This window comes from Amycolatopsis silviterrae (assembly GCF_042684085.1).
GTDB classification, from domain to species: Bacteria; Actinomycetota; Actinomycetes; order Mycobacteriales; family Pseudonocardiaceae; genus Amycolatopsis; species Amycolatopsis silviterrae.
The window spans coordinates 8,128-32,396 of the sequence record NZ_JBHUKS010000019.1; the positions used below are offsets into that span (position 1 = coordinate 8,128).

At 70.2% G+C, this 24,269-nt stretch carries 24 protein-coding genes and 1 pseudogene; 9 read left to right on the forward strand and 16 right to left on the reverse strand.

Features of this window, described 5'->3' with window-relative positions; translation table 11 throughout:
* The first annotated feature begins 425 nt into the window (after nucleotides 1-425).
* Together ACFSVL_RS27255 and ACFSVL_RS27260 are read left to right on the forward strand one after the other, a co-directional pair.
* A complete protein-coding gene (locus tag ACFSVL_RS27255) occupies nucleotides 426-1,391 on the forward strand; it encodes a TerC family protein (RefSeq protein ID WP_378308407.1) in 966 nt (321 codons plus the stop codon).
* 38 nt (nucleotides 1,392-1,429) lie between these two features.
* The gene (locus ACFSVL_RS27260; RefSeq protein ID WP_378308408.1) at nucleotides 1,430-3,358 is read left to right on the forward strand and encodes a S9 family peptidase; all 1,929 of its coding nucleotides are present in this window, start codon (nucleotides 1,430-1,432) and stop codon (nucleotides 3,356-3,358) included.
* Here the strand turns inward: ACFSVL_RS27260 and ACFSVL_RS27265 are convergent.
* From ACFSVL_RS27265 to ACFSVL_RS27275, 3 genes are all read right to left on the reverse strand, one after another.
* Nucleotides 3,351-4,007 (reverse strand): RES family NAD+ phosphorylase, encoded by a 657-nt coding sequence (locus tag ACFSVL_RS27265; protein WP_116206792.1) that lies wholly within the window; start codon nucleotides 4,005-4,007, stop codon nucleotides 3,351-3,353. The genes ACFSVL_RS27260 and ACFSVL_RS27265 overlap by 8 nt on opposite strands.
* A gap of 89 nt (nucleotides 4,008-4,096) precedes the next feature.
* Nucleotides 4,097-4,678 (reverse strand): DNA-binding protein, encoded by a 582-nt coding sequence (locus tag ACFSVL_RS27270; RefSeq protein WP_378308409.1) that lies wholly within the window; start codon nucleotides 4,676-4,678, stop codon nucleotides 4,097-4,099.
* 568 nt (nucleotides 4,679-5,246) lie between these two features.
* Nucleotides 5,247-6,224, reverse strand: a complete 978-nt coding sequence (locus ACFSVL_RS27275; protein ID WP_378308410.1) for a LacI family DNA-binding transcriptional regulator — start codon at nucleotides 6,222-6,224, stop codon at nucleotides 5,247-5,249.
* 92 nt (nucleotides 6,225-6,316) lie between these two features.
* Between ACFSVL_RS27275 and ACFSVL_RS27280 the strand changes: the two genes are divergently transcribed.
* Nucleotides 6,317-7,795 (forward strand): FGGY-family carbohydrate kinase, encoded by a 1,479-nt coding sequence (locus ACFSVL_RS27280; RefSeq protein WP_378308411.1) that lies wholly within the window; start codon nucleotides 6,317-6,319, stop codon nucleotides 7,793-7,795.
* Between the two features lie 24 nt (nucleotides 7,796-7,819).
* On the opposite strand, the gene ACFSVL_RS27285 is transcribed toward ACFSVL_RS27280, so the two are convergent.
* Nucleotides 7,820-8,668 (reverse strand): helix-turn-helix domain-containing protein, encoded by an 849-nt coding sequence (locus ACFSVL_RS27285; RefSeq protein WP_378308412.1) that lies wholly within the window; start codon nucleotides 8,666-8,668, stop codon nucleotides 7,820-7,822.
* Nucleotides 8,669-8,707: 39 nt separating this feature from the next.
* Between ACFSVL_RS27285 and ACFSVL_RS27290 the strand changes: the two genes are divergently transcribed.
* The 3 genes from ACFSVL_RS27290 (at nucleotide 8,708) to ACFSVL_RS27300 (ending at nucleotide 10,724) form a co-directional block, all read left to right on the forward strand.
* Nucleotides 8,708-9,106 (forward strand): NUDIX hydrolase, encoded by a 399-nt coding sequence (locus tag ACFSVL_RS27290; protein WP_101439349.1) that lies wholly within the window; start codon nucleotides 8,708-8,710, stop codon nucleotides 9,104-9,106.
* Nucleotides 9,107-9,304: 198 nt separating this feature from the next.
* The gene (locus ACFSVL_RS27295) at nucleotides 9,305-9,787 is read left to right on the forward strand and encodes an MmpS family transport accessory protein (protein WP_378308413.1); all 483 of its coding nucleotides are present in this window, start codon (nucleotides 9,305-9,307) and stop codon (nucleotides 9,785-9,787) included.
* Between the two features lie 166 nt (nucleotides 9,788-9,953).
* Nucleotides 9,954-10,724 (forward strand): ABC transporter permease, encoded by a 771-nt coding sequence (locus ACFSVL_RS27300; protein ID WP_378308414.1) that lies wholly within the window; start codon nucleotides 9,954-9,956, stop codon nucleotides 10,722-10,724.
* Here the strand turns inward: ACFSVL_RS27300 and ACFSVL_RS27305 are convergent.
* Entirely contained in the window at nucleotides 10,700-11,386 is a 687-nt protein-coding gene (locus ACFSVL_RS27305) for a histidine phosphatase family protein (protein ID WP_378308415.1), read from the reverse strand. The two genes, ACFSVL_RS27300 and ACFSVL_RS27305, sit on opposite strands and share 25 nt — an antisense overlap.
* Nucleotides 11,387-11,408: 22 nt before the next feature.
* Nucleotides 11,409-13,286 (reverse strand): Na+/H+ antiporter, encoded by a 1,878-nt coding sequence (locus ACFSVL_RS27310; RefSeq protein WP_378308416.1) that lies wholly within the window; start codon nucleotides 13,284-13,286, stop codon nucleotides 11,409-11,411.
* A gap of 59 nt (nucleotides 13,287-13,345) precedes the next feature.
* Here ACFSVL_RS27310 and ACFSVL_RS27315 point away from each other — a divergent pair, with 59 nt between their 5' ends.
* Nucleotides 13,346-14,758, forward strand: coding sequence for a carboxylesterase/lipase family protein (locus ACFSVL_RS27315; RefSeq protein ID WP_378308417.1), 1,413 nt, complete (start codon nucleotides 13,346-13,348; stop codon nucleotides 14,756-14,758).
* A gap of 41 nt (nucleotides 14,759-14,799) precedes the next feature.
* On the opposite strand, the gene ACFSVL_RS27320 is transcribed toward ACFSVL_RS27315, so the two are convergent.
* The 3 genes from ACFSVL_RS27320 to rnhA all read right to left on the reverse strand — a co-directional run bounded on the left by ACFSVL_RS27320 (nucleotide 14,800) and on the right by rnhA (nucleotide 18,497).
* Nucleotides 14,800-17,439, reverse strand: a complete 2,640-nt coding sequence (locus ACFSVL_RS27320; protein ID WP_378308470.1) for a glycoside hydrolase family 2 protein — start codon at nucleotides 17,437-17,439, stop codon at nucleotides 14,800-14,802.
* Between the two features lie 155 nt (nucleotides 17,440-17,594).
* Nucleotides 17,595-17,969 carry a YchJ family protein gene (locus ACFSVL_RS27325; protein WP_378308418.1) on the reverse strand — a complete coding sequence of 125 codons (375 nt, stop codon included), beginning with the start codon at nucleotides 17,967-17,969 and terminating at the stop codon, nucleotides 17,595-17,597.
* A 48-nt stretch (nucleotides 17,970-18,017) separates the two neighbouring features.
* Nucleotides 18,018-18,497, reverse strand: a complete 480-nt coding sequence (gene rnhA / locus ACFSVL_RS27330; protein WP_378308419.1) for a ribonuclease HI — start codon at nucleotides 18,495-18,497, stop codon at nucleotides 18,018-18,020.
* 92 nt (nucleotides 18,498-18,589) lie between these two features.
* Between rnhA and ACFSVL_RS27335 the strand changes: the two genes are divergently transcribed.
* The gene (locus ACFSVL_RS27335; protein ID WP_378308420.1) at nucleotides 18,590-19,375 is read left to right on the forward strand and encodes a DUF1684 domain-containing protein; all 786 of its coding nucleotides are present in this window, start codon (nucleotides 18,590-18,592) and stop codon (nucleotides 19,373-19,375) included.
* 62 nt (nucleotides 19,376-19,437) lie between these two features.
* Here the strand turns inward: ACFSVL_RS27335 and ACFSVL_RS27340 are convergent, their stop codons facing one another.
* Nucleotides 19,438-19,953 carry a hypothetical protein gene (locus ACFSVL_RS27340; RefSeq protein ID WP_378308421.1) on the reverse strand — a complete coding sequence of 172 codons (516 nt, stop codon included), beginning with the start codon at nucleotides 19,951-19,953 and terminating at the stop codon, nucleotides 19,438-19,440.
* A gap of 201 nt (nucleotides 19,954-20,154) precedes the next feature.
* On the opposite strand from ACFSVL_RS27340, the gene ACFSVL_RS27345 reads away from it, so the two are divergent.
* Nucleotides 20,155-20,571, forward strand: a complete 417-nt coding sequence (locus tag ACFSVL_RS27345) for a Dabb family protein (protein WP_378308422.1) — start codon at nucleotides 20,155-20,157, stop codon at nucleotides 20,569-20,571.
* Here ACFSVL_RS27345 and ACFSVL_RS27350 read toward each other — a convergent pair.
* From ACFSVL_RS27350 to ACFSVL_RS27375, 6 genes and pseudogenes are all read right to left on the reverse strand, one after another.
* The gene (locus ACFSVL_RS27350) at nucleotides 20,558-21,562 is read right to left on the reverse strand and encodes an amidohydrolase family protein (RefSeq protein ID WP_378308423.1); all 1,005 of its coding nucleotides are present in this window, start codon (nucleotides 21,560-21,562) and stop codon (nucleotides 20,558-20,560) included. The genes ACFSVL_RS27345 and ACFSVL_RS27350 overlap by 14 nt on opposite strands.
* Before the next feature lie 118 nt (nucleotides 21,563-21,680).
* On the reverse strand, nucleotides 21,681-22,070 hold the full coding sequence (locus ACFSVL_RS27355; protein WP_378308424.1) for a hypothetical protein: 390 nt from the start codon (nucleotides 22,068-22,070) through the stop codon (nucleotides 21,681-21,683).
* A gap of 142 nt (nucleotides 22,071-22,212) precedes the next feature.
* Complete coding sequence (locus ACFSVL_RS27360) at nucleotides 22,213-22,803, reverse strand: TetR/AcrR family transcriptional regulator (protein WP_378308425.1); 591 nt, start codon at nucleotides 22,801-22,803, stop codon at nucleotides 22,213-22,215.
* Between the two features lie 9 nt (nucleotides 22,804-22,812).
* Nucleotides 22,813-23,028: pseudogene (locus ACFSVL_RS27365) on the reverse strand (hypothetical protein); the annotation flags it as partial.
* Nucleotides 23,029-23,291: 263 nt separating this feature from the next.
* Nucleotides 23,292-23,423: a hypothetical protein gene (locus ACFSVL_RS27370; protein ID WP_378308426.1), complete on the reverse strand. Its 132-nt coding sequence runs from the start codon at nucleotides 23,421-23,423 to the stop codon at nucleotides 23,292-23,294.
* A 120-nt stretch (nucleotides 23,424-23,543) separates the two neighbouring features.
* On the reverse strand, nucleotides 23,544-24,260 hold the full coding sequence (locus ACFSVL_RS27375) for an MBL fold metallo-hydrolase (RefSeq protein ID WP_378308427.1): 717 nt from the start codon (nucleotides 24,258-24,260) through the stop codon (nucleotides 23,544-23,546).
* Nucleotides 24,261-24,269: the final 9 nt, after the last annotated feature.

Consider the following 24,269-nt stretch of genomic DNA (forward strand, 5'->3'; position numbering starts at 1 on the left):
GAGCGGCGGGAGGGGCCTTCGGCCTGTCCCGCCGCTCACCCCAAACGCCGGCGCAATCCCGCCGGTGTGGTCGGGTTGGGCAGGGGGTCGTGAGTGGCGATGCCGGTTCTAACCGGGATTGCCACTCACGAGCCCCTCTCCACGCTGGTTCGGCTGTGCGGAGAGTGGTCGGTCGCCTGTCCGGTGCTCGGAGTGATGAAGAAGACACGGCCGGTTCGGTGACGTGGGCAACCTCGGCTGGCGTTTGCAGCCCGTAACCGGCAGACTGAACGCGCTGTGAGGGGAGTATTCCTTCGCGGCGGTGTCGTCAGCACGGTGACCCGGGCGAGTCATTCGCCGAGGTCCCCGGCACCGTCGGCCGGTTTCGCACCGGCGGGAGAGACCTCCGGTTAGTTGCTGCTGCGCACTATCCGGAGGTTTCAGATATGACCGTCCCCCTGTGGCTGTGGTTCGCGACAGTCGGCGGGCTGCTCGCGCTGATCGCCATCGACCTGGTGATCGTCGACCACAAGCCGCACGAGGTGACCACCGGCGAGGCCGCTCGCTGGGTGATCTTCTACATCACCTGCGCCGTCCTGTTCGGCGCGGGCGTCTGGTTCTTCGCCGGGCACGACCCCGGGGTCCAGTTCTTCACCGGGTACATCACCGAGTACTCGCTGAGCGTGGACAACCTGTTCATCTTCATGATCATCATGACCTCGTTCAAGGTGCCCGCGATCCACCAGCACCGCGTGCTGCTCGTCGGCATCCTGCTCGCGCTCGGCATGCGGAGCGTGTTCATCGCGGTCGGCGCGGCGCTGATCAACCAGTTCGTGTGGGTGTTCTTCGCCTTCGGCGCGGTGCTCATCTGGACCGCGATCAGCATGCTGCGCGGCAACGGCGAGGAAGAGGAGTACCACGAGAACGCGCTCACCCGCTGGGTGCGCAAGCTGTTCCCGGTCACCGACGACTACCACGGCCACAAGTACCTGGTGAAGGAAGGCGGCAAGCGGAAGATCACCCCGATGCTGCTGGTGATCATCGCGATCGGCTCGGCCGACCTGCTGTTCGCGGTGGACTCCATCCCGGCGATCTTCGGCATCACCCAGGAGGCGTTCCTGGTCTTCACCGCCAACGCGTTCGCGCTGATGGGCTTGCGGCAGCTGTACTTCCTGCTCGGCGGGCTCGTCACGAAGCTCGTCTACCTCAGCTACGGCCTCGCGGTGATCCTCGCCTTCATCGGCGCGAAGCTGGTCGTGCACGCGCTGCACGAGTACCACCTCGCGCCGGACTGGCTGGACATCAACAACTGGATGTCCCTGGGCGTAATCGTCGTCGTCCTCACCGTCACCACGGTGCTGAGCCTGGCGAAGGCCAAGCGCGACGAACAGCGGGCGGTCGAGGCCAAATAGGTCGTTTGCCTTGCTAAGGATCGGGTACGGTCGTCGGCATGCGTCCTGCCGACATCGAAGTCCTCGCCGTACCCGGCCGTCCCGCGCTGCGCGGTGACCTCCTGCTCGCCGCGGTGAGCAGCCCCGACCTGGAAACCGACCAGTACCGCGGCTCGATCCGCCGGATCTCGCTCTCCGGCGGCGAAACGCCGTGGACGCACGGTCCGCGCGATTCCGCTCCGGCGATTTCGCCGGACGGCCGCTGGGTCGCGTTCCTGCGCACCGGCGAAGGCAAGGGCGCCGAGGGCAGCCCGCAGGTGCACGTGATGCCCGCCGGCGGCGGCGAATCCCGGAAGCTCACGTCGCTGCACCTCGGCGCGGACGCGCCGGTGTGGGCCCCGGATTCGCGCTGGCTCGCGTTCACCGCGCGGGAAGCCGAGCCGGGCCGCTACGGCACCGAGGACGCCGACGAGCGCACGCCGGAGCCCGGTGCCGAGGCGCCGCGGCTGATCACCCGGCTCGACTACCGCGTCGACAACATCGGCTTCCTGCGTGACCGGCCGAAGCGGCTGTTCGTGCTCGACACGTTCGAAGAGGGCGAGCCGGAAGCGGTGACCCCGCGCGAGTACAGCGTCAACCAGCCGGTGTGGACGCCGGACGGCGAGCGCGTGGTCGTGAGTGTGCCGCACGACTTCGACCGGACCGAAACGCGCGAGCACGACCTCGTCGCGTTCCCGGTCGACGGCGGCGAGCCCGAGGTGCTCGCGGCCTGCGCGGGGTATGCCGATCAGCCGGTGTACACGCCGGACGGCACGCTCTACTTCTACGGCACGTCCCATGAGGACGGTGTCGTGGTCGCGTCCAACTTCGGCCTGTATGCGGTCGTGCCGGACGGAAAGCCGCGGCGGCTGACCGATGTGGAGACCGTCGACGTCGAATGCGGCTCTGGTCCGGCGATTCCGCGCGGCGACGAGGTGCTGGTCGCCGTGCGCAACCGCGGCGCGGTGGAGTTGCGCGCGGTTCCGGCGAACGCCGACGGCGCGAAGCTGGACGGCTTGCGGGTGCTGCACGCCGGTCGCTCGGCAGTCCACGGATTCGCGGCGGACGGCGACACTGTCGTCGCGGTAGTGGCCGGTCCGGACACCGCGGGCGAGCTGGCGGTGCTCGGCGCGGACGGTCCGCAGGCGCTCACCGATTACTCGAAGCCGTTGCGGGACAAGGGTCTTTGCGAGGTCGTGGAGCTGGAAACGACCGCGCCGGACGGATATCCGGTGCACGGCTGGCTCGTCCTGCCCGAGGGCGACGGACCGCATCCGGTGCTGCGCGTCGTGCACGGCGGGCCGTTCACCCAGCAGGAATGGACGGTGTTCGACGAGGCGCAGGTGTACGCGTCAGCCGGGTTCGCGGTCGTGCTCGGCAACCCGCGTGGCTCGGCCGGATACGGGCAATCGCACGGTACTTCGGTGGTGCACGGCCTGGGCACGGTCGATGTCGACGACGTGCTCGCGCTGCTCGACAAGGCGCTGGAGCGGCCGGATCTCGACGCGTCGCGGACCGGCATCATGGGCGGTTCCTACGGCGGGTTCATGACGAGCTGGGTCGCCGCCAAGCACCCGGACCGGTTCCGCGCGGCGTGGAGCGAGCGCGCGGTGAACGCGTGGGATTCCTTCGCGGGCAGCTCCGACATCGGCTACTACTTCGCCGAGAACTACGTCGGCGCGGACTCCGACGAACAGCGCCGCCGCAGCCCGCTCAGCTACGCCGCCGACATCCGGATCCCGTTCGCCGTCGTGCATTCCGAGCAGGACTGGCGGTGCCCGCTGGAGCAGGCGCAGCGGCAGTTCGTGGCGCTGCGCCAGGCCGGCGTCGAAACCGAGTTCCTGCTGTTCCCCGGCGAGGGCCACGAGCTGACCCGCTCGGGCAAGCCGCGGCACCGGGTGCAGCGGTTCGAGGCGGTGCTGGACTGGTGGGCCCGGCACCTCAGCTGAGCAGCGTGTAGTTCAGCTCCTCGCACACCCGGCCCAGCGGCACGTCGAGCCCCGGATGGTCCAGCGGAAGCAGGACGTCCGGGGCGATCGGCAGCGCCGCGCCCGCGGGCGGGTCCCACAGGCACACCGAGGGCTTGCCCGCGTCCATCGACGAGCGGTACCAGAGCCCGTCGAGGTCGGGCATCGCGCCGCGGATCGCCCGCGCCCACGCCTGGGTGATCTTCTTCGGGCCGCTGGAGATCTCCTGCGACGCGCCGACCCGGGTCGGCCACAGGCCGGTGAGGTCGAGCAGCCGCAGCACCCGCGTCGGGCGCACCACGACCAGCCGGGGGCCGCGCGTCGTGCGGTCCACCGTCGAGGTCGTCTGGAACACCTCGGCGACGCTCGTGCGCACGGTCAGGCCGAAGTACAGCACGCCGTTGCCCGGGTCGGTGACCGGACGGCCGCCGCGGCCGGGCGGCTGCTGGTCGAACCGGCCGTGCGGGAGCGGGCCGGTGTAGCGGAACGTGTTCCACTGCTGCGGGTGGTTGCCGTGTGCGGTGAAGATGCGGACCAGCCGGGTCTCGGGCTGCACCGAAACCACGTCGTGGCTGCGGTCCAGCCCCTTGACCAGAGCAGACCGCGCCGGAGGCGAGGGGAGCCGGGCCATGCGGGAGGAGTTGTCCGTCCTGTGTCGGGGCAGGGGGCGGGCCTGCGCACGGAGGGCGGATCGGTGCGCGGGCGGGGAGGGTCAGCGGATCAGAACGGCGAGCCGAGCGTGGCGACGAGCCGGGCCACCTGCTCGGGATCGCCGCCCGCGAGCAGCCACTGCCGCGGCGTGGCGGGCCGGTCGCTGATCACCAGGTCGGACTGCGGGGTGTTCATGAACGCCGCGACGACCAGCGCGGGCTGGTCGTCGGGCACCGCGCGCAGCACCGTTTCGAGGCCGGGCAGCACGCCCGCGCCGTTGAACTGCCACGCGGGCAGCCGCCAGCCCTGGTCTTTCCAGCCGGTGAGCCTGCCTTCCTTGAGGCGGTGCCGGATCCGGCTGTCGTCGACGTTCAGCATTTCGGCGGCCTGGCCGACCGACAGCGCGGAATCGGCCAGCACCGCGTGCGCGGCGACGGTGCGCGCGCGGAAGTCCGGTTCGCCCTCGCCGCGCGGGCTCAGGTCGAGGCCCGCGTCGGTGAGCGCCGACTGCTGATCGGGGGAGAAGTAGTGCGAGGGGTCGGGGTTGGGCGGCGACAGCCTGCGGGCCGCGTCCTCCACGAGCGTGAGGAACTCGTTCGCGTCGGCCTTGAGGCCCGCTCTGGCGAGAACGTTCTCCAGCGCTATCGACATACGCTCAGCCTAGCGCGTGTGTGCGGGTTCGTGCGGTTTCTCGCCCTTTTGTGGGTGAATTCACCAAAGATCGCCACGCATCGCACAGAAGTAAACACGATGCGTAGGCACGACCGGGACAGTCTGCCCCGCGCCGGGTGGCTTGTCCAGGCTTTCGCGCGCTTGACACTCCCGGACCGCCGATTTACGTTGCGAACGAGTAATCGGTTTCCCGCCCTCGGGTGTGGCCCGTTGCTCCGCCGTCCGCGGCGGAAGCTGGGGGGACAGGGGGTGGGGCGTTCCTGGCGGTCCGCCGGATTTCCGGCGGACCGCCAGGCACGTCGTTTCCCTTCGCCGCGCGCGGCTGCCTGCCGGATTTCGCCGTGTGCCACGGTTTGCCGCCCGCGGCGGCTGAGATCGATCGCCGTGCGCCGCTGTTCGCCGCCTTCGCTGGTCGCTGATGCCGGTGCGTGATCCGCGGCGTTCGCGGTTCGCGGACGTTCGCCTGCGCCGTGCGCTCACCGCCCGCCGATGCCGGATTTCGCGGCGTGGCGGGCCTTTCCGGGTTCTTTCCCGTGCCGGGAGTGCGTCAGCGGTGCGAGCTTTGCCGTTCGATGAGCTGTGCGTCCAGGGTCGTGGTGACCGGCGCGCGGGTGCTGTCGGCGATGCGGGCGAGCAGCAGCTGCGCGGCGACCCGGCCGATCTCGTACGCGGGCTGGGCCACGACGGTGAGCGGCGGGTCGATCAAGGTCGTCCACGGGGCGTCGTCGAAGGAAACGATGCCGACGTCGCGGCCGGCGCGCAGATTCCGCGCCGCGAGCGCTTCGAGGACGCCGATCGCCATCGTGCTGTTGGCGACCAGCAGCGCGTCCGGCGGCTCCGGCCGGTCCAGCAGGTCCCCGGCGGCGTGCCGGGCGCCCTCGGCCCGGTATTCGGCGCGGCGGTAGACCGCGTTCTCCTCGCCGACCGCGTCGAAATAGCCGGCGAGCCGGTCGTCGGCGGTGCGCACGCCCGGCGGTCCGGTCAGGCACGCCACCTGCCGGTAGCCGTTCGCGACGAGGTGCCGGGCCGCCTGCCGGGCGGCGCGGCGGGTGTCGACGAGGACCTGGTCGCCGTCGGTGCCCGGCAGCGGCCGGTCGACCGCGACCACCGGCGTGCCGAGCCGGCGAAGGCGCGTGACGTTCGTGGCCGCGCCGGTCGGGGAGAGCAGCACGCCCGCGACGCGCTCCTGGAGCGCGACGTCGAGGTACCGGCGTTCCTTGTCCTCGTTCTCGTCGGAATTGCAGAGCACGACCGAGTACCCGGACACCTGCGCGAGATCCTCGACCCCGCGCGCGATCGACGTGAAGAACGGGTTCTCGACGTCGGAGATGATCAGCGCGAGCACCGCGGTTTCCTGGCGGCGCAGATTCCGCGCCAGTCCGTTCGGGTGGTATCCGAGTTCCGCGGCCGCCTCGAGCACGCGCGCGGCCAGTTCGGGGTCCACTGTGGACTTCCCGTTCAGCGTCCGCGACACGGTGGCGGTCGAGACGCCTGCCCTGGCGGCGACGTCGCTGATCGTGGCCACCGCGCCTCCTCGTCCTGGTTTCCTTGACACCCCGGTGACCGCAGAATACCGTCCCGGTAATCGTTTACCGTCCGCTTACCGGGGGTGCTGCGATGCAACCGGGCCCGTTGCTCGGCATCGACATCGGCACGTCCAGTGCGAAAGGCGTCCTCGTGGGTGCGGACGGCACTGTACTGGCGCGCGCCGCCCGCCCGCACGGCACCTCCCGCCCGCGGCCCGGCTGGTTCGAGCACGACGCCGAAACGGTGTGGTGGGCCGCGTTCGCCGAGCTGGCGCGCGAATTGCTGGCAGGCGGCCAGAAACCCGCCGGGCTCGCGGTGAGCGGCATCGGCCCGGTCCTGCTGCCCGCGGACGGCGGCGGCCGCCCGCTCCGTCCGGCGATCCTGTACGGCGTCGACACCCGGGCCGGCGCGGAAATCGCCGAGCTGACCGCCGAACTCGGCGAAGAGTCCATTGTGGAGCGGTGCGGCAGCGCGCTGTCGAGTCAGGCGGTCGGCCCGAAATGGCGGTGGCTGCACCGGCACGAGCCGGAGGTCGCGGTGCGGGCCCGGCAGTTCCTGATGGCGAGTTCGTATCTCGTGCAGCGGCTCACCGGCGAGTACGTGCTCGACCACCATTCGGCCAGCCAGTGCGATCCGATGTACGACCTGCGCGCGGGCGGCTGGGCGGAGGACTGGGCGGCGCTCGTCGCGCCCGGGGTCGAACTGCCGCGGCTCGCCTGGCCGACCGAGGTCGTCGGCACGGTCACCGCCGCGGCGGCCGCCGAGACCGGGTTGCCGGCCGGGTTGCCGGTCACCTGCGGAACGATCGACGCGTGGGCCGAAGCGACCAGCGCAGGCGTGCGCGAGCCCGGCGACACGATGGTCATGTACGGCACCACGATGTTCCTCGTCCAGGCGGTCGCCGAGGCTCGCGCGGTGCCCGGGCTGTGGGCGACGCGCGGGGTTTTCCCAGGCAGTTACTCGCTCGCCGCCGGAATGGCGACGTCCGGCGCGATCACCGACTGGCTGCGGGAACTCTTCGACGGCGATTTCGCCGAGCTGGTCGCTTCGGCAGGCCGCGTCCCGGCAGGGAGCCGTGGGTTGCTGATGCTGCCGTACTTCGCGGGAGAGCGGACGCCGGTGCCGGATCCGCTGGCCCGCGGGGTGATCGCGGGGCTGACCACGTCGCACGGCCGGGCCGAGCTATATCGCGCGGCTTTGGAGGGAACGGCTTACGGGGTGCGGCACAACCTCGCGGCGATGGGCTCGCCGGCTCGCCGGTTGGTGGCGGTCGGCGGCGGCACGCAGGGGCGGGTGTGGACGGGCATCGTGAGCGACGTGACCCGGACGCCGCAGCATCTTCCGACGGAAACTGTCGGCGCGTGCTTCGGGGACGCGTACCTGGCGGCGGTGGCGGTCGGGCTGGAGCCGGACATCGAGGCGTGGAACCCGGTTGCCGAGGTGCTCCAGCCGGATCCGGCGCGGGCGGATCGGTACGACGAGTTCTACGCGCACTATCGCGCGCTGTACCCGGCTACCGTGGAGACGGCGCATTTCCTTGCGCGGCAACAGGATCTGGCGGCGGAGTGACCCTCGTGAGTGGCAATCCCGGTTCTAACCGGGATTGCCACTCACGAGGGCGAAGTAGGTGCGCGGGGTGAGGCCGGTGAGCGCCCGGCATTCGCGGGTGAGGTGCGGCTGGTCGGAGTAGCCCGCGGCGACGGCAAGGTCGGCGAGGGTCGCGGTGGCGGGGGCCAGTGCGATGGCCCGTTGGAGGCGGAGGACGCGCCGGTAGGTGGCCGGTCCGTAGCCGACTGCGAGGGTGAAGAGCCGCCGCGCTTGTCGTTCGCTCCGGCCGGGAGTTGCTCGCCAGGCGGACTGGCCTTCGGCCCGATATCCGGCCGGATCTGCCGGATGCCAGCGGGAGTGGCCGTCGGCCCGGGGTCCGCCCGGAAGCACGGCGGTTCGCGCGCCCGGGTGCATTGGTTGCGAAGCGGTGCCTAGGCCGGGAATCCCGGTGTCCCAGGCGAGTCGCGCCAGCATCCGCTCGACCACCGGGTCCACGGGGTCCGCCGGGTCCATTGTGGCCGCTCGTTCCACCGCAACGTCGGCCATCGCGTCGGCGAGGTCGCGGCCGCTGAGGATTTCGTCGGCGAGGGCCGCGCCGCGCCGGTTCCAGAGATCGGCCAGCGGGATCCGGCTGTCGCGCAGCTCGTCCGCGCCGACGCCGAGCATCGCGAACGCCGCGCCCGGCTGGAAACGCAGCCCGCGCAGCCGGGCACCGGGCGGGAACATCGACGTCCACGCCACCGTGTCGGGGCCCGCGACGAAGACTTCGCCGTCTCCGGCGACGAGGTCTACGCAGCCGTCCGGGACGATCCGTTTCGGGCCGCGCTCCACCGACTCCCAGCCGCACCGCACGAGGCGGCGCAGCGAGGCCGGCGGCGGGCTTTCGCAGTACACCCCGCGATCATGCCTCCCGGGTACGACAGAATGCGATCCATGACCCCGATCGATGCCTTGGCCTGGGTCCACGTGCGGGACCGGCGGCTGCTGTCCGTCCGCACGACCGGCAAGGAAAAGTTCTATCTCCCCGGCGGCAAGCGCGAACCCGGCGAGGGCGACGTCGAGGGCCTGTGCCGGGAGATCCGCGAAGAACTGGGCGTCGCGCTCGACCCGCTCAGCTTCCGCTTCTTCGCGCTCCTCGACGAGCAGGCCGACGGGTTCGCCGACGGCCGCCGCGTGCGGATGACCTGCTACACCGCCGACCACACTGGCGAGCCGGAGCCCTCGGCCGAGATCGCCGAGGCCGCTTGGCTGCGCGCCGCCGACGCCGCCGCCTGTCCGCCCGCCGGACAGCGCGTGCTGCGGATGCTGTCCGAGGCCGGGCTGGTCGACTGATCACCCTGCGTCGCGAGGGGAGTGCGCGAGCGTTATCGGCATCGTGCGTGGTGACCGTACTCCTGTGCGACCGATCGTTACCCCCATCAGGGTGAAATGGGACAGGTTTCTCCGGGTTGGCTAACGCCGTGTAACGGTCTGGCGAAGAACCAGACGTCGCACTCGCGGGAAGTGCGCTCGAGAAGAGAAGACCTCTCCATGGGTGTTCCTGGCGCGACCCGGCCCACGGCGGTTCGGGGGGATTCGGGCAGGCTGCGGCCGCTCGGGAGCGCGGTGGTCGTGATCGGCGTCATCGCCGTGGCGGTGACCGTCGCGTGGTACGTCATGCCGAAAGCCACGCCGGACGACCAGCCCGCGCCGGCCGCCGCGGTGCCGTCGGTGACCGTCGAGCCGGCGATCACCCGCGAGGTGACCCGCACCGTCGTCTACGAACTGACCGGCGGGGACCTCGCGCACAACCTCACCTACGTCGCGAACGGCGGCGACCTCGAACAGCAGGCCGAGGTGCATCTGCCCTGGTCGGTGACGGTGCAGCGGAGGGTGCCCGCCGAACAGCCGGTGTTCAGCAGCCTGGTCGCGCAGAGCGCCGGGGCGCTGCTGTGCCGGATCCGGGTGGACGGGCACGTGGTGGCCGAGAAATCGGTGGCGGGGGAGGGGCGGCAGCTCAGCTGCAGCGCCTGACCCGCGGCGGTCCGTGAAGGACTCCTTGAGGGAATCAGATTCCCGCAAGGAGTCCTTCACGGACTTCTGCGGGAGCGGAGAGTTCGCCTGGCCGATGCATGTCGCGCACCCAAGGCGGTTAGGCGGCGGTCATCGCGGCGAGCCCGGCTGAGGCAGGATCGGCACCGTGAACGGTGCGATCGGGTTCGGGCCAGCGCTGATCGCCGTGCTCGTGGTGCTGACGCTCGCGGGCGCGGCCGTCGTCCGGTTCGGGCAGCTCGGGCAGGGCCGGGCGGTGCTCGTCGCGGCGGTGCGCGCGGTCGCGCAGCTCGCGCTTGTCTCGCTGGTCATCACGGTCATCCTGCGCTCCGACTGGCTGACCGGGCTGTTCGTGCTGCTCATGTTCTCCATCGCCGCCGCGACGTCCGCGAGCCGGATCGGGGCGCCGCGGCGGGTCGGGTGGGTCGCGCTGGCGCTGGCGTCCGGTGTCGTTCCGGTGCTGGGACTCGTGCTGGGTTCCGGAGTCGTGCCGGCGAAGCCGATCTCGGTGGTGCCGGTCGCGGGGATCGTGATCGGCGGGTCGATGACCGCGACGTCGCAGGCGGCCCGTCGCGCGCTCGACGAACTCAAGCAGCGCCGCGGCGAGTACGAAGCCGCGCTGGCGCTGGGGTTTCTGCCGAGGCACGCCGCGCTGGAGATCTGCCGTCCGTCGGCGGGGCACGCGTTGATCCCGGCGCTCGACCAGACCCGGACGGTCGGCCTGGTGACACTGCCGGGCGCGTACGTCGGCGTCCTGCTGGGCGGGGCGAGCCCGCTTCAGGCCGGGACTACGCAGGTGCTGGTGCTGATCGGGCTCCTTGCCGCCGAGTCGGTGGCGGTGCTGGTGACGGTGCAGCTCGTCGCGGCGGGGGCGCTCCGCCGCGACGAGCACGCTCAGCCGAGCGGGGCGGCCAGGTGAGAGCGGTCGTTGAACCCGCGGATGAGCCAGTTGTCGCCGTGCACGACGAGGTGGGAGATCGATCCGTTGTCCGCGCCGAGGAACGCGAACCGTTCCAGCGCGCGGCTCGCCTGGGCGAACACCTCGCCGATCACGCCGCCGTGGGTGAACACCGCGACTCGCTGGTCCGGATGCGCTGCGGCGATGCGGGTGAGCGCGGCCCGGATGCGGCGGCCGAACGCTTCGTCTGATTCCGCCCCGGGCAGGACGTCCCAGCGCTGTTCCTCCCACAGCTTCTGCGCCAGCGGATGGCCCTCGGCGGTGTGCTTGCGGAACAGCCCGTTTTCCCATTCGCCAAGGTGGATCTCGCGCAGCTCCGGCTCGACGACGGGGGTGAGGCCGAGCTTCTCCGCCAGCGGCGCCGCGGTCTGCGCGGTGCGTCGCAACGTCGTCACGTACAGCGCGCTGATGCGTTCCGACGCCAGCCGTTCGCCTACGCGCGCGGCGTGGTCGCGGCCTTCCGGCGCGAGGTCCGGGTCGGCCTGGCCGTCGACGAGATCGAACGGCTCGCTGAGCCGTTGCGGCATCGATTCCCCGTGGCGCACCAGGAAAATCTCGGTGGCGCCGGAGGGCGGGCTGAAGCGGTGCTGGCGGTACTCGACTTCCTGTTCGGGCGTGCTCATGCCCCGACCCTAACCGGTCGGCTCAACCGAGTTGCTTGTCCACGAAGCACCATCGCCACGTCTCGCCCGGCTCGAAGCTGCGCATCACCGGATGCCGGGTCTCGTGGAAATGCTGCGACGCGTGCTTGCCCGGCGACGAGTCGCAGCAGGCGACGTGGCCGCACTTGAGGCACATCCGCAGGTGCACCCAGGTCATCCCGGCTTCGACGCATTCGGCGCAGGAATCCGGGGAACTGGGTTCCTTGTCCGTCCAGGCATGGCTGAGGTGCTTGCACGACCCGGCCGTGGCGGCGGGGGTGCTGAGTTCGCGTTCGGCCACCGGTGGTTCCTCCTCGTCGCGGTCGAGCATGGATTCTTCGATGTCGAGCCGGGCCAGCACGCGGCGCAGCACGGCGTCGTCGGCGGTGCCCCGGTCGCGCGCCAGCAGGAACTGTTCGCGTTCGGCTTCGAGCAGCTGGACGCGAAGCCTGCGGTAGGCGTCGCTGGGGGTTTCGGCGAGAGTGCTTTGGCGTCCGAGCTGTTCCCACGCGGCGTCGGACCGGCCCTGCAGCCGGTCCCGCAGCCGCTGGATCACCTCGGGCGGGTCTTCCGGACGCTGCAGCTCTTCCAGTTTCGCGAGCGCGACCCGGGTCATGTCGTGCAGCACGGCGGCTTCCTGCAGCGCGTCCTCCGCCGGGTCCGGACGAGGCAGCCGCAGCCGTCGGATCAGCGGCGGCAGCGTCATGCCCTGCATCAGGAGCGTCCCGGCCACCACTACGACTGCGGCGAGCACGAGCACCGCGCGCTGCGGCGTGTCTGCGGGCAGCACGAACGCCGCGGCGAGGGTGACCACGCCGCGCATCCCGGCCCACGCGATCACCGCCGAATAACGCCACGGCCAGACCTTGCCGCGCTGGACGCCCAGTCCGTTCAGGACGCGTTTCACCACGCCGATGCCGGCCATCCAGAGCATCCGGGTGAAGATCGTCGCGGCGAGCACCGCGGCGCAGATCCCGACGAGCTGCCACAGCGACAGCCCGCTCTTGCCGACCTCGTGCAGGATTCCCCGCACCTGGAGGCCGATCAGCAGGAAGACCATGTTCTCCAGCAGGAACTGGACGGTTTCCCAGTTCAGCCTGCTCGCCAGCCGCGACGGCCCGGACTGGATCCGCGGCGTCTGGTGCCCCTGGATCAGCCCGGTGACGACCACCGCCAGCACCCCGGATCCGTGCACCGCTTCCGCGAGCAGATAGGCCGCGAAGGGCACCGCGAACGACAGCGCGGTGTCGGTGAGCGTGTCTTCCAGCTTCGCGCGCACGTACGTCACGATCAGCCCGACGAGGAAGCCCACGACGATCCCGCCGACGGCCGCGAGCAGGAAGTCGAGACCGACCTGCCAGAGGCTGACCGCACCGGCGATCGCCGCGATCGCGGTCCGCAGCGCGACGAGCGCGGCCGCGTCGTTGAAGAGGCTTTCGCCTTCCAGCAGCCGGACGAGCTTGCGCGGCATTCCGACGCGCCGCGCGACCACGCTCGCCGCCACCGCGTCCGGCGGGGCGACGACCGCGCCCAGCGCGATCCCGGCGGCCAGCGGCAATCCGGGCACGACCAGCCAGGCGACGACCCCGACGCCGAACGCGGTGAACACCACCAGCCCGACCGACAGCAGCGCGATGGGCCCGCGCAGCTTGCGGAAGGCGACCAGCGACGTCTGGATCGACGCCGAGTACAGCAGCGGCGGCAGCAGTCCGATGAGGACGATCTCCGGGTCCAGCTCGTACTGCGGCACCCCCGGGATGAACGACACCCCGACGCCGACCGCGACCAGGCACAGCGGCGCCGACCAGTCCATCCGGCGCGCGACGACGGTCACCAGGAGGACCGTCAGGACCAGCGCCACCAATTCCGCTGCGATTTCCACCGGACAATCATCGCCCGCGGCTTCGGAGGACGCGCGGGGACCGGCGTTAGGCTGCGGTCGTGACGACGGTGGAGACGCGGGCCGGTGCCGTCCGCGGCGAGGTGCGGGACGGGGTCGGGCGTTTCCTGGGGGTGCCGTTCGCGGAGCCGCCGGTGGGGGAGCTGCGGTTCCGGCCGCCGGTGCCGGCGGCGTCCTGGACCGGGGTGCGCGACGCGACGGAGTTCGCCGCCAAAGCCCCGCAGCCGGACGTGACCGGGAAACGCTTCATCGGCGAAGAGGACTGCCTGTACGTCAACGTCTACGCGCCCGAAGCGCCCGGCTCGTACCCGGTGCTGGTGTGGATCCACGGCGGCGGCGGGCTGATGGGCGCGCCGCATCAGTTCGACGCGTCCGCGTACGCCCGCAGCGGCGTGGTCGTGGTGACCATCGCGTATCGCCTCGGGGTGCTCGGCCTGCTCCGGCTGCCCGGGGTTTCCGACGGGAATCTCTCGCTGCACGACCAGGTGCTGGCGCTGGAATGGGTCCGCGACAACGTGGCCGCGTTCGGCGGCGACCCGCGGCGCGTCACGCTCGCCGGGCAGTCCAACGGCGGCCGCACGGTCGGGACGCTGCTGGCGGTTCCGGCGGCGCGCGGGCTGTTCAGCCAGGCCATCGTGCAGAGCGGCACCGGCGTCGGCTCCGTCGTGCACACCCCGGCCGAGGCGGAAGACGTCGGCGAGGCGGTGCTGGAGGAGCTGGGCGGCGCGGACCTGGCCGTGTTGCCGGTGACGGAGATTTTGGCGGCGCAGCAACGGGTGACGGCTCAGCTCGGCACGCTCGTGCCGTACCGCGTGGTGGTCGACGGCGATCTTCTGCCGCGGCGGCCCGGCGAAGCGGTCGCGGACGGCGCGGCGCGGGACGTCCGGATCCTGACCGGAACCACGGCCGACGAGCAGGACCTGTTCTCCTGGCTGCAAACCGGCGGCGCGAAACTGCTCGGGACCGGCTCGACGATGCTCGAACCGGACGTCATCGCCCGGATGACCGAGGCGTACCGGGAGCTGCTGCCGGACTGGCCGGAGGACCAGCTCGTGAACCGCGTCCGCACGGCGGGGGACTGGTGGCTGCCGGCGATCCGGCTCGCGGAAACCCAGCACGCGGCGGGCGGGACGGCGTGGATGTACCGGCTGGACTGGCGGATCGCGCCGCGCGGGAAGGGCCTCGGCGCGGCGCACGGGGTGGACCTGCCGTTCGTGTTCGACGACATTCGCAACCCCAGCTGGCGGTTTCTGTTCGCGATCGCGCGGCCCGATCCGGAGCGGATGCGGGGGATGGCGAAGGAGATGTTCGAGACGTGGGTCCGGTTCGTGGTGGTCGGGGACCCGGGGTGGGCGGCCTACGAGCCGGGAGGCCGGGTGACGCGGGTGTTTGACGACGTGAGTGTGACGGTGGCTGATCCGGATGCGGAGCAGCGGAGGTTGTGGGGGTCGTGAGTGGCAATCCCGGTTGGAACCGGGATTGCCACTCACGAGGCCTAGCTTCCGACGGTCTGCGTGCCGGTGTTCCAGCCCGCGACCCGCACTGAAGGCGCCGAGCCGTGCAGGTCGGCCGTGCGGTAGGTGGCGGTGAGCGTCACCGATTCGCCCGGCCACAGGCTGACCTGGTTGTCCGACCAGGACACCGGAAGCACCGGCGTGCCCGCGCTGTCCACCATGTGCGTGTCCACCATGAACGCCGGGGTCTTGCCCGACGACGTGTTGGTGAGCTTCACCGTGGTGACGGTGGTGCCGTCCGGACCCGGCGCGGACGTCGCCGTGGCGCCCACCTTCGCCGCGCCCAGCTTCGACAGCCCGGACAGGTCGGCGTACGACGACGTCGGCGTGTAGTACCAGTCCGACTTGCTCCAGTTCAGCTTGTCGTCCTTGGTGGACAGCCAGTACACGTTCCGGCTGACCTCCTTGCCCGCCGAATCGGTGAGCACCAGCTTCGCCAGGTAAGTGGACGAAAGCCCGCTGACCGAACCGATGTCGAGCGCCTTCGCGTGCGCGCCGCCGCCGTTGACCGACAGGTTCTTCTTGGTCTTCGAGAACTTCTTCGTGCCGTCGGTGTTGAACAGCTCGACGCTGGCGGTCAGGCCGGACGCCTTCTTCGTGGTGGAGTTGACCACCTCAGCCGACTTGGTGTCGTACGAGTACTGGATGTGCAGCGGCTCGTTCGCCTTCTTGGCCCCGAAGTAGGAGCCGTTCTGGTCGAGGTAGGCGTCGAACAGCTGCCAGTGCAGCGAGGTCCAGCCGCTGTTGAGCATCCAGTAGATGAGCCCGGTCGACGGGTCCTTCGAGTCGGTGAAGTTGCGGGAGTGCGATTCGAACTCCGCGCGGACGTTCTCGTACTGCGCCAGCTGCGCCTTGCGGACGAAATCGTCCAGGCTCGTCGGCTTGCCGTAGCGGCCGGCCAGCGCGTCGCCGAAGATCTTCAGGTTGGCGAAGGTCTCCGACTCGGACCGGTGGTACTGCGGCGCGGACGGGTTCTTCCACAGCGTTTCCAGCTCGGCGGGCGTCATCATCCGCTTGAGCGTGTCCATCGTCGGGATGTCCGGCCCGGCGCTGGTCTCGGAGTTGAAGTTCCACGCGCCGCCCGCGTCCTTGTGCGCCTTGTCGTACCAGTAGTTCGGCGGGACGTAGTCGTACGGGCCGTTCATCTTCATCCCGGACGGGCCGAGCTTCGGCGAAGCCTTGGCCGACGCCGCGGAGATCACCGCCGCGGGCCAGTCCGCCGCGGACAACGCGTCGAGGTAGCCCTTTTCGATCCGCGCGTTGGGCGCGAAGTCGCTGCCGATGTGGAACGAGAGCACGCTCGGGTGGTCGCGCAGCCGCTCGGCCTCGGCGGTCATCGACGCCTTGGCGATCGGGTAGTCCGCCTCGGTCCACGGCTCGCCCTTCTCGTCGCCGTTGACCTGGCCTTCCCACTTGTCGCAGCATTCCCAGCCGGGCATGGTCAGCACGCCCATCCGGTCCGCGAGGTCGAAGAACGCGTCGGGTTCGATGTGGCCTTCGAGCCGCACCGTGTTGAGCCCGAGGTTCTTGACGTAGGCGAGCTTGTCCGCCGCCCGGCCCGCGTCCCAGCGCAGCAGCAGGTCGGGGGACCAGCCGCCGCCCTTGATCATCAGCGGCTTGCCGTTGACGAGGTACTGCCTGCCGCCGCTGGAGTTCAGCGGAGCCTTGACGTCGCGGATGCCGAAGCTGGAGTGGCTCGCGTCGGACGTGGTCCCGCCGACGGTGGCGGTCAGGTCGAGCTGCTGCATCGGCTGCCCGCCCATCCCGGCCGGCCACCACACCTGCGGCTTGTCCACGCCGATCACCGGGAACGAGACCGTCTTCTTCTCGTGCGCGGCCAGTGAGACTTCCTGGCTCACCGGACGGCCCGCGACCGTGCCGGACACCGTGGCGCGGACTGCCGAATCGGAGTCGTTGCGGACGTCGGCCTTGGCGGTGAGGTCGGCATGGTCGAGCCCGGGCACGTTCAGCTTCGTGACCACGTGCGCGCCGCGGAGCGCGACCGGCCCGCTGTGCCGGACGACGACCTCGCGCGCGAGACCCATGTTCTGGTCCGGCGGGGTCTGCGCCCAGTCGATCCAGCCCATCGAGAGGTCGTTGTTCGGGTCGTTCGGGTAGACCTTGAACGCGACGCTGTTGACGCCCTCGTGGACCTGCTTGGTCACGTCGAGATCGTGCCGGGTGTAAGGGCCGTTGACCTCGTCCTTGGTCGCGACGCGGGTGCCGTTGACCCAGATGTCGGCCTTGGACAGGACGCCGCTGATGTCGAGGTAGGTGCGCTGCGAGGGGTCGGCGACCTTGATGTCGGAGCGGTACCACCACGGGACCTTGAAGTCCGCGGTAGGCACGTTCTTCATGTTCGTGGAGTAGAACGGGTCGGAGTAGCGGCCGTTGGCGAGCAGGCCCGCGTAGACCGTCGACTGCGCGCCGACCGGATACCAGCCCTTCGCGTCGAAGCCGGGCTTCGACACCGCGGCGTCGTCGGCCACCTTGGCCGAGGACTGGATCAGATAACCGGGAATCGCGGCCTGACCGGGCTCCGGCCCGGCCGACGCGGCCCCGGCGACACCGGGGATCAGCGCCGCGGTCAGTGCGGCGACTGCTAACAGCCGTCCGGGCATTCTTGGCCGGCGTGGGGTCACGAGCGGTCCTCCTCGGGCTCCTGGCGGCGGCGATTGTTAGTAAAGTTCCTTAACGATTGCCGGTGATGGTAGCCGCCCGGAGCGCCGGGGAACAGACCTCGGCGGGTGCTTTTCGCCCGATTTTCCGCCGGGGTTCAGAGCGCGTCGACGTAGTACCAGCGGCCGTCCTCGCGGACGAACCGGCTGTTCTCGTGCTGCGCCTCGTCGTGGCCCTGGTAGCGGTAGTGCGCGCGGAACTCGACGGTGCCGTCGTTCTGCAGCAGCGAGCCGCCGGTGCGGCCGAGGATCTCCAGCCGGGTCCACTCCTGCGCGGGGTCGAGGCGCAGCCGCTTCGGGCGGGTGTCCGGATGCCAGGTGTCGAGCAGGTAGCCCGGGTCTCCGACAGCGAAGGCGCAATACCGCGACCGCATCAGCCGCTCGGCGGTCGGGGCGTGCTGGTCGCCGCGGTGGAACCGGCCGCAGCAGTCGGGGTAGGGCTCGGGGAGTCCGCAGGGGCAGGGTTTCTTCACGCGGGTGATTGTGTCGTCCGGGGTGCGGGCGGCAGCTTCGGGCTGCTCTCAGCCGCGGGCCCGGCGCACCCCGGCCGCGGCGGCCTCCTGCGAACCCTTCACCGCGAGCTTGTCCGCGCGCTCGTTCTCCGGCAGCCCGGCGTGCCCCTTGACCCACAGCCACTCGACCTCGTGCCGCTCGCAGGCGGTGTCGAGGCGCTGCCACAGGTCGGCGTTCTTGACCGGCTGCTTCGCCTGCGTCTGCCAGCCGTTCTTCTTCCAGCGCGGCATCCACTGGAGGATGCCGTTGCGGACGTACGTGCTGTCGGTGTAGATCCGCACCACCGACGCCCGGGTGAGGCTTTCCAGCGCGCGGATCGGAGCCATCAGCTCCATGCGGTTGTTGGTGGTGACGGAGTCGTCCGCGCCGTACATCTCGCGCTCGTGCTTGCCGTAGCGCAGCAGCGCGCCCCATCCGCCCGGTCCGGGATTGCCGCTGCACGCGCCGTCGGTGTAGATCTCCACGGCCTGTTCCGTCTGCTCCGCCACCCGGGGGACCCTACCGTTCTCACGTGGTGGGAGCCGGAATGCCGGGCCGGGCCCGGTGTTGTGCCCGTCGACACGAGCGGAAGGGATCCGACATGGCGGTGGAATTCGCGCAGGCGTGGCAGGACTGGAAGGCAGACCGGGAGAAGACGCTGGCCGACCCGTACGGCTGGCTGGCGCTGGTGTCGCTCGACTGGCTGGAGGACTCGCCGCGGACGTACCCCGGCCTGCCCGGCCGATGGTGGCAGGACGCCGAAGCCGCCTACGTCGACCCGGACGGCGGCGACCTCCGGCACGACGGCGCGGTGCTGACCGGCGTCCACCGCTTCGAGCTGGTGAACAGCGGCGCGGGCACCCGGGTGACGGCCGGTTCTGTCGAAATTGAGATCGCCCGCCGGTCGGGCTACTTGATCCGCGTGCACGACCCGAAAGCCCCGGTGCTGCACGATTTCCACGGCGTGCCCGCGTACGAACCGGACCCGGATTGGGTCCTGAGTGGCCGCTTCGAACCGTTCGACGAACCACGCCCCACGACGGTCGGCGCGGTCGTGGAAGGACTGTCGCACGTCTACACGGCACCCGGCCGGGTGGTCTTCTCGCGCGACGGTGTCGAGCATGTGCTGACGGCGTTCAACGGCAAGGCCGGCGGCTACAGCATCCTCTTCACCGACGAGACCAGCGGCGTGACGACCTATGCCGCGAACCGTTCTCTCCCGGTCGCCGAAGCCGCCGCGGACGGGACGGTGACGCTGGACTTCAACCGGGCGGTGAACCTGCCGTGCGCGTTCACGGACTTCGCCACGTGCCCGTTGCCGCCGGAGGGCAACCACCTGCCGTTCGCAGTGGAGGCGGGGGAGAAGCTGCCTTACGAGCGGCGGTAGTGGGGGTTGGTTGATCGGGTCGGTGCTGGCTCCGTGCGGTGCTTGGGCGCTGAGCCGAGCGGTCATCCGCGAAGGTCTCGGTCCGCGGGCGGCAGCCAGTCGCGATCAGGCTGCGGGAGGCGGCCGCTGCGCACGTCCAGGTCGGCGCGAGCGGATACGTAGAACTCGTCCCGTTTGGCGCCGATGACCTGGTAGAGCCCGATGAAGTCATCGTGGCTCATCGCTTTGCCCCGGGCGACCCAGCTGAGCTTCCAGACGGTCTCGTGCCAGCGGCGTCCGGCGTCGACCGCGGCTGGCGAACCGAGGAGCAGCACCGTCTCCCACTTGATCGTGCGCTCGTTCTCGGCGTCGGCGAGGGCTGTCAATCCCTCTTCGAGATCGACTGGCAGGGCGCCCGCCGGGTAGCCGCGGGTGGCAGCGATGCGGTAGGACAACTGCGCGCAGGACTTCAATGCGGTTGCGTACTCGGCGTAAGCGCTGAGCCGTTTGTCATCCCACCGCGTCGAGTACTGGCGTCGCCATTTACTGCGTTCGACCAGCGTCGTCGCGGTGAACGAGGCCGCGGCGCCCAAGAGCACGGCGGTCAGCGTAAGCAACTGCTGGACAAAAGGGCTCATCGGCGCGAACAGCCCCAATCTTCCTGCCTCGGCGGGGAAAGCAGCTTATCGCGACAGCCGGTCCGGATAGGCGACTTTCACCGACGCGAACGGTCAAGCACCGCTGGCAATCTCGACCTTGTCAGCGAACGCTCTGGCAATTCGCCCGGAAGGAAAATCCCGATGATCTACCACGGCAACCGTTTCACCATCAAGCCCGGCACTGACCCGGAGCAGGTCGAGGCAGCGCTGGAAAGCCTTCGCAACCAGGGGAGGACCATCCCGTCGGTGAAGTCGTTCGTCGTCGGCCGCGACTACGGCGGCGAGTACGAATGGGGTGCCACCTTCGTGATCGACGATCTCGACGGCTACTGGGAGTACCTGGTCCACCCCGCGCACCTCGCCACCGACCGGATCGGGTTGCCGCTGGTCGACAAGTTCATGTCGTTCGACATCACCGACGACCCGGACCCGGAAACCGGCGCGAAGATCGCCGCACTGCACCAGCGCCGGTTCGACAGCATGGCCGACATCGCCGATCTGGTCTCGAATCTGGGCGAGTACATCGGCAGCGCCGCGCCCGCTGTCACCGAAGGGTGAAGACGCGCTCCGCGTTGAGGTGGCTGATCTTCGCTCGCTGCGCGTCGGACAACGGCGCGGACCGGAGAAAAGCCATGGCGTCGGCGGTGTCTTCGTAGGGGGCGTCGACGGCGAACAGGATGTTGTCTTCGCCGACCGCGTCCAGGGCGAGCGCGAGGACGGCTGGGTCGTCGATGCCGCTGGTGGTGATGACGAAGTTGCGGCGAAAGTATTCGCTCGGCGTAAGCCGGAGCTTCGGCATCGCGCCGGCGGCACCCGGGATGCGAGCGGCGAAGGCGTGGCGGTTGTCGATGCGTTTGAGCCAATATGGGATGCCTTCGCCGAGGTGGCCGAGCACGATCGTGAGGCCCGGGTATCGGTCGAACACTCCACTCAGAATGAGCCGCATGGCATGCAGCCCGGCTTCGGCCTGGTAACCCCAGACCGCGGCCTGCATTCCGTACGCGTTGTAGGGCGCCAGCATGCTCGGGAATCGCGGGTGCAAGTAGATGGGTGCCTTCGCCGCTTCGGCCGCTTCGAGCAGCGGGGCGAACTGCGGTTCGTCGAGGTACCGGCCTTCGGTGTGGGAGTTGATCATGATGCCGTGCAGCCCGAGCGGCCCCATGACCCGTTCGATCTCGTCCGCGGCGGCGGCCGGATCCTGCGGTGCCACCGTGCCGAGGGCGCCGAACCGGTCTGGTTGCTGCCGCACCAGGCTGGCGAGGGAGTCGTTCACCGTGCGGGCAAGGGGGACGGCGTCGGCCGCCGGGTAGGGCTGGACGCCGGGCGGATTGATGCTGAGGACCGCCATCTCCTGACCCGCGGCGTCCATGGCGGCGATCCGCCCGTCGAGGTCGGTGAGCGCGGACCGCAGCGGTCCTTCGACCATGCGCATCAGGTCGACTTCGGTCCGGTCGCCTTCGAAGACGGGAAGGTGGTGCGCGGTGGCGAGGAACTGCTCGGTGGCGACATGTTCCTCGACCGCGATGACGCGCGTCGGGTGATTGATCATTTTTCCATTGCACGGCTGGATGCGGCTCCTGTCCAAGACGCGTTCGGCATCGCGCGATGCGGGCCAGGAATGGATTCACACCTGGCCGAATCCCCTTGGCGGGCTTGGGATTCCCAGCTCACTCGCGAGGCCGGGCGAGATCCTTGCGGGCCTGCCGCCAGGTTCGTTCCTGCTCGAACGACGGCGTCCACCAGCCGTGGCTGCGCAGCAAGCCCTCGTCGCGGAACCGCTTGATCACCTCGACGTGCGGCGGCCAGCGGACGAAGCCGCGCAGCGCTTCCTCGTCGCGCCAGACCGAGACCGAACCGGTGCGGCCGAGGGCCGGCTGGCACCACAGCCACATCCCGATCGCGCCGGGAAGCTCCGGCCAGCTGCGCCGGAGCAGGGTCCCGGCCTTGGCGACCGCCAGCATGTCCCGCCGCCGGTGCGGCCGGAACTCGGTGATCGCGACGAACACCGGTTCGCCGCCGTCGGTCGCCGGACCCGCCCGCCACCCGGCCCTCAGCACGAGACGGCCTGTTCGCGCCCGGCAGCGGCCTTTCCGTTGGCACGCCTCACCCGCGGCGGCAGGCTTCGGTGAGTTTTAGTACGAACGATCGTGCTTTTTTCTGGCCAAAAAACAATCATCCTGTGTCCTCGGTGAGGTGCGGTTACGGGGTGACTCGCGCGGCGGCGAGCAGGTTTTCGAAGGCGCGCCGGGTCCTCGCCTCGGCGGCGGGCGCGGCCAGCAGCCGGTGCGCGTGGAAGAAGCCGAGCATCGCGCCGTGCAGGTCGTGGGCGAACTGATCCGGGTCCGCGTCCGGGCGGAACTGGCCCTCGCTGATCCCGGTGCGGAACATCTGCGCGACCGAATCGGCGAAGTCGAGGTGGTCGCGCACCAGTTGGTCCCGGATCGGGCCGGGCTGGTCGTCGTACTCGGTGGACGCGGAGACGAAAAGGCACGAGGGGCCGCCTTCCCTGCCGATCGCGACCCAATGCTCGAACAGCGCGCGCACCCTGTCCTCGCCGCGCGGGGCGGCGAGCGCGGGGCGCACGACCCGATCGGCGAACAGCTCCCTCGCGTGGGCGAGGACCTGGGCCTGAAGGGACTCCTTGGACTGGAAGTGCGCGAACAGGCCGCTCTTGGAAAGCCCGGTGTCCGCGGCCAGCGTGCCGATGGTCAACCCGGCGAGCCCGATCCGGCTGGCGGTTGCGGCGGCCCGGTCCAGGACTGTCTGCCGGGTCGTCTCGCCTTTGGTCATGAGACCTTTCTAGCACGATCGTTCGTTTTTGCCAGCTCTCCAGCCGCGTTCGCGCCACTCTGGCGGATGTGGCCGCTGCTCGCCCAGCGTCGAGTCGTCACCGTGTCCCGGGTAGAACCACGTGTCGTCCGGGAGTTCGTCGAAAATCCGCGACGAGACGTCGTTTAGCAGTGACGTGAAGTCCGCGGGCGAATGAGTCTTCCCAACCCCGCAGGGGAACAGCGCCGAGGAGTAGGAACGTTGCGACTGTCTTGTAAGGACCCTTGCTCACCACGGGATGTAACACCGATGCGCAGCCGTACGACTGACTCGCAAGGTCAGGCGTTGCCGGGGAGGGCAGTAAGCAAGTGGAATGCGCACGATGTGGTCTGACGGTCGGCCTGGGGTGTGCCTGTGCGACTGACCGCCGCTCTCGCTCGAGAGCAGCCAAGCAGGCGAGCCCGCAGCGTGGTGCGCGGTCTGCGAAGTCCGCCCGCCCTTTCCGGGAACTACGTAACTTGGTCCGGCAGGGCAGGCTCGCCTGGAGTGACCTCGATGCCGCCGAACGTGCCGCGCTGACCGCGGAACAGCGTCGTCAACTGCTGGACCTCGAAAACGACGTTCTCCATCGCAGTGATCAAGACATTCACGGTACTACCTCAGTGTCCACTCGATCCGGCGGTTTGCCGACCCTTGGCCGACGCCGCTGACACGGAACGGGGCCGCCCTTCAAGAGGGCAGCCCCGTTCCGGAATGTCAGCTCACCAGCCGCGTTCGCGCCACTCCGCCAGGTGCGGCCGCTGCTCGCCCAGCGTCGAGTCGTCCCCATGCCCCGGATAGAACCACGTGTCGTCCGGCAGCTGATCGAAGATCCGCGACGACACATCATCCAGCAGCGACGTGAAGTCCTCCGGAGACGACGTCTTCCCGACTCCGCCAGGGAACAGCGAATCCCCGGTGAACAGGTGCCCGTGCCCCTTCGGATCCCGGTACAGGAGCGCGATCGACCCCGGCGTGTGGCCGCGCAGGTGGATCACTTCCAGCGTCACCGCGCCGACCTTCAGCGTGTCGCCGTGTTCGACCAGGAAGTCCGGGGGCACCGGCAGCGGTTCCGCGTCCAGCGGGTGCGCCGCGGTGTTCGCGCCGTTCGCGCCCGCGACCGCGCCCAGGGCCTGCCAGTGGTCCGCGTGCTGGTGCGTCGTCACGACGGTGCGCAGCGCGGGCCGGTCGGGGCCGTGGCCGATCAGGTCGGAGATGCGTTCCGGGTCGTTCGCCGCGTCGATCAACAGCGCTTCGTTCTCCTCGCGGCACACGAGCAGGTACGCGTTGTTGTCCATCGGGCCAACGGAGAGCTTGGTGATGGTGAGCCCGTCCAGCGTCCGGCGCGCGGCGTCGCCGCCCGGTTCGACGTGTCCGGTGTAAGTGTCGGCGATGTTCACGAGTCCCCACCGTAGCCGGATCACCCGCGCGTCGGCCATGCGGCCGTT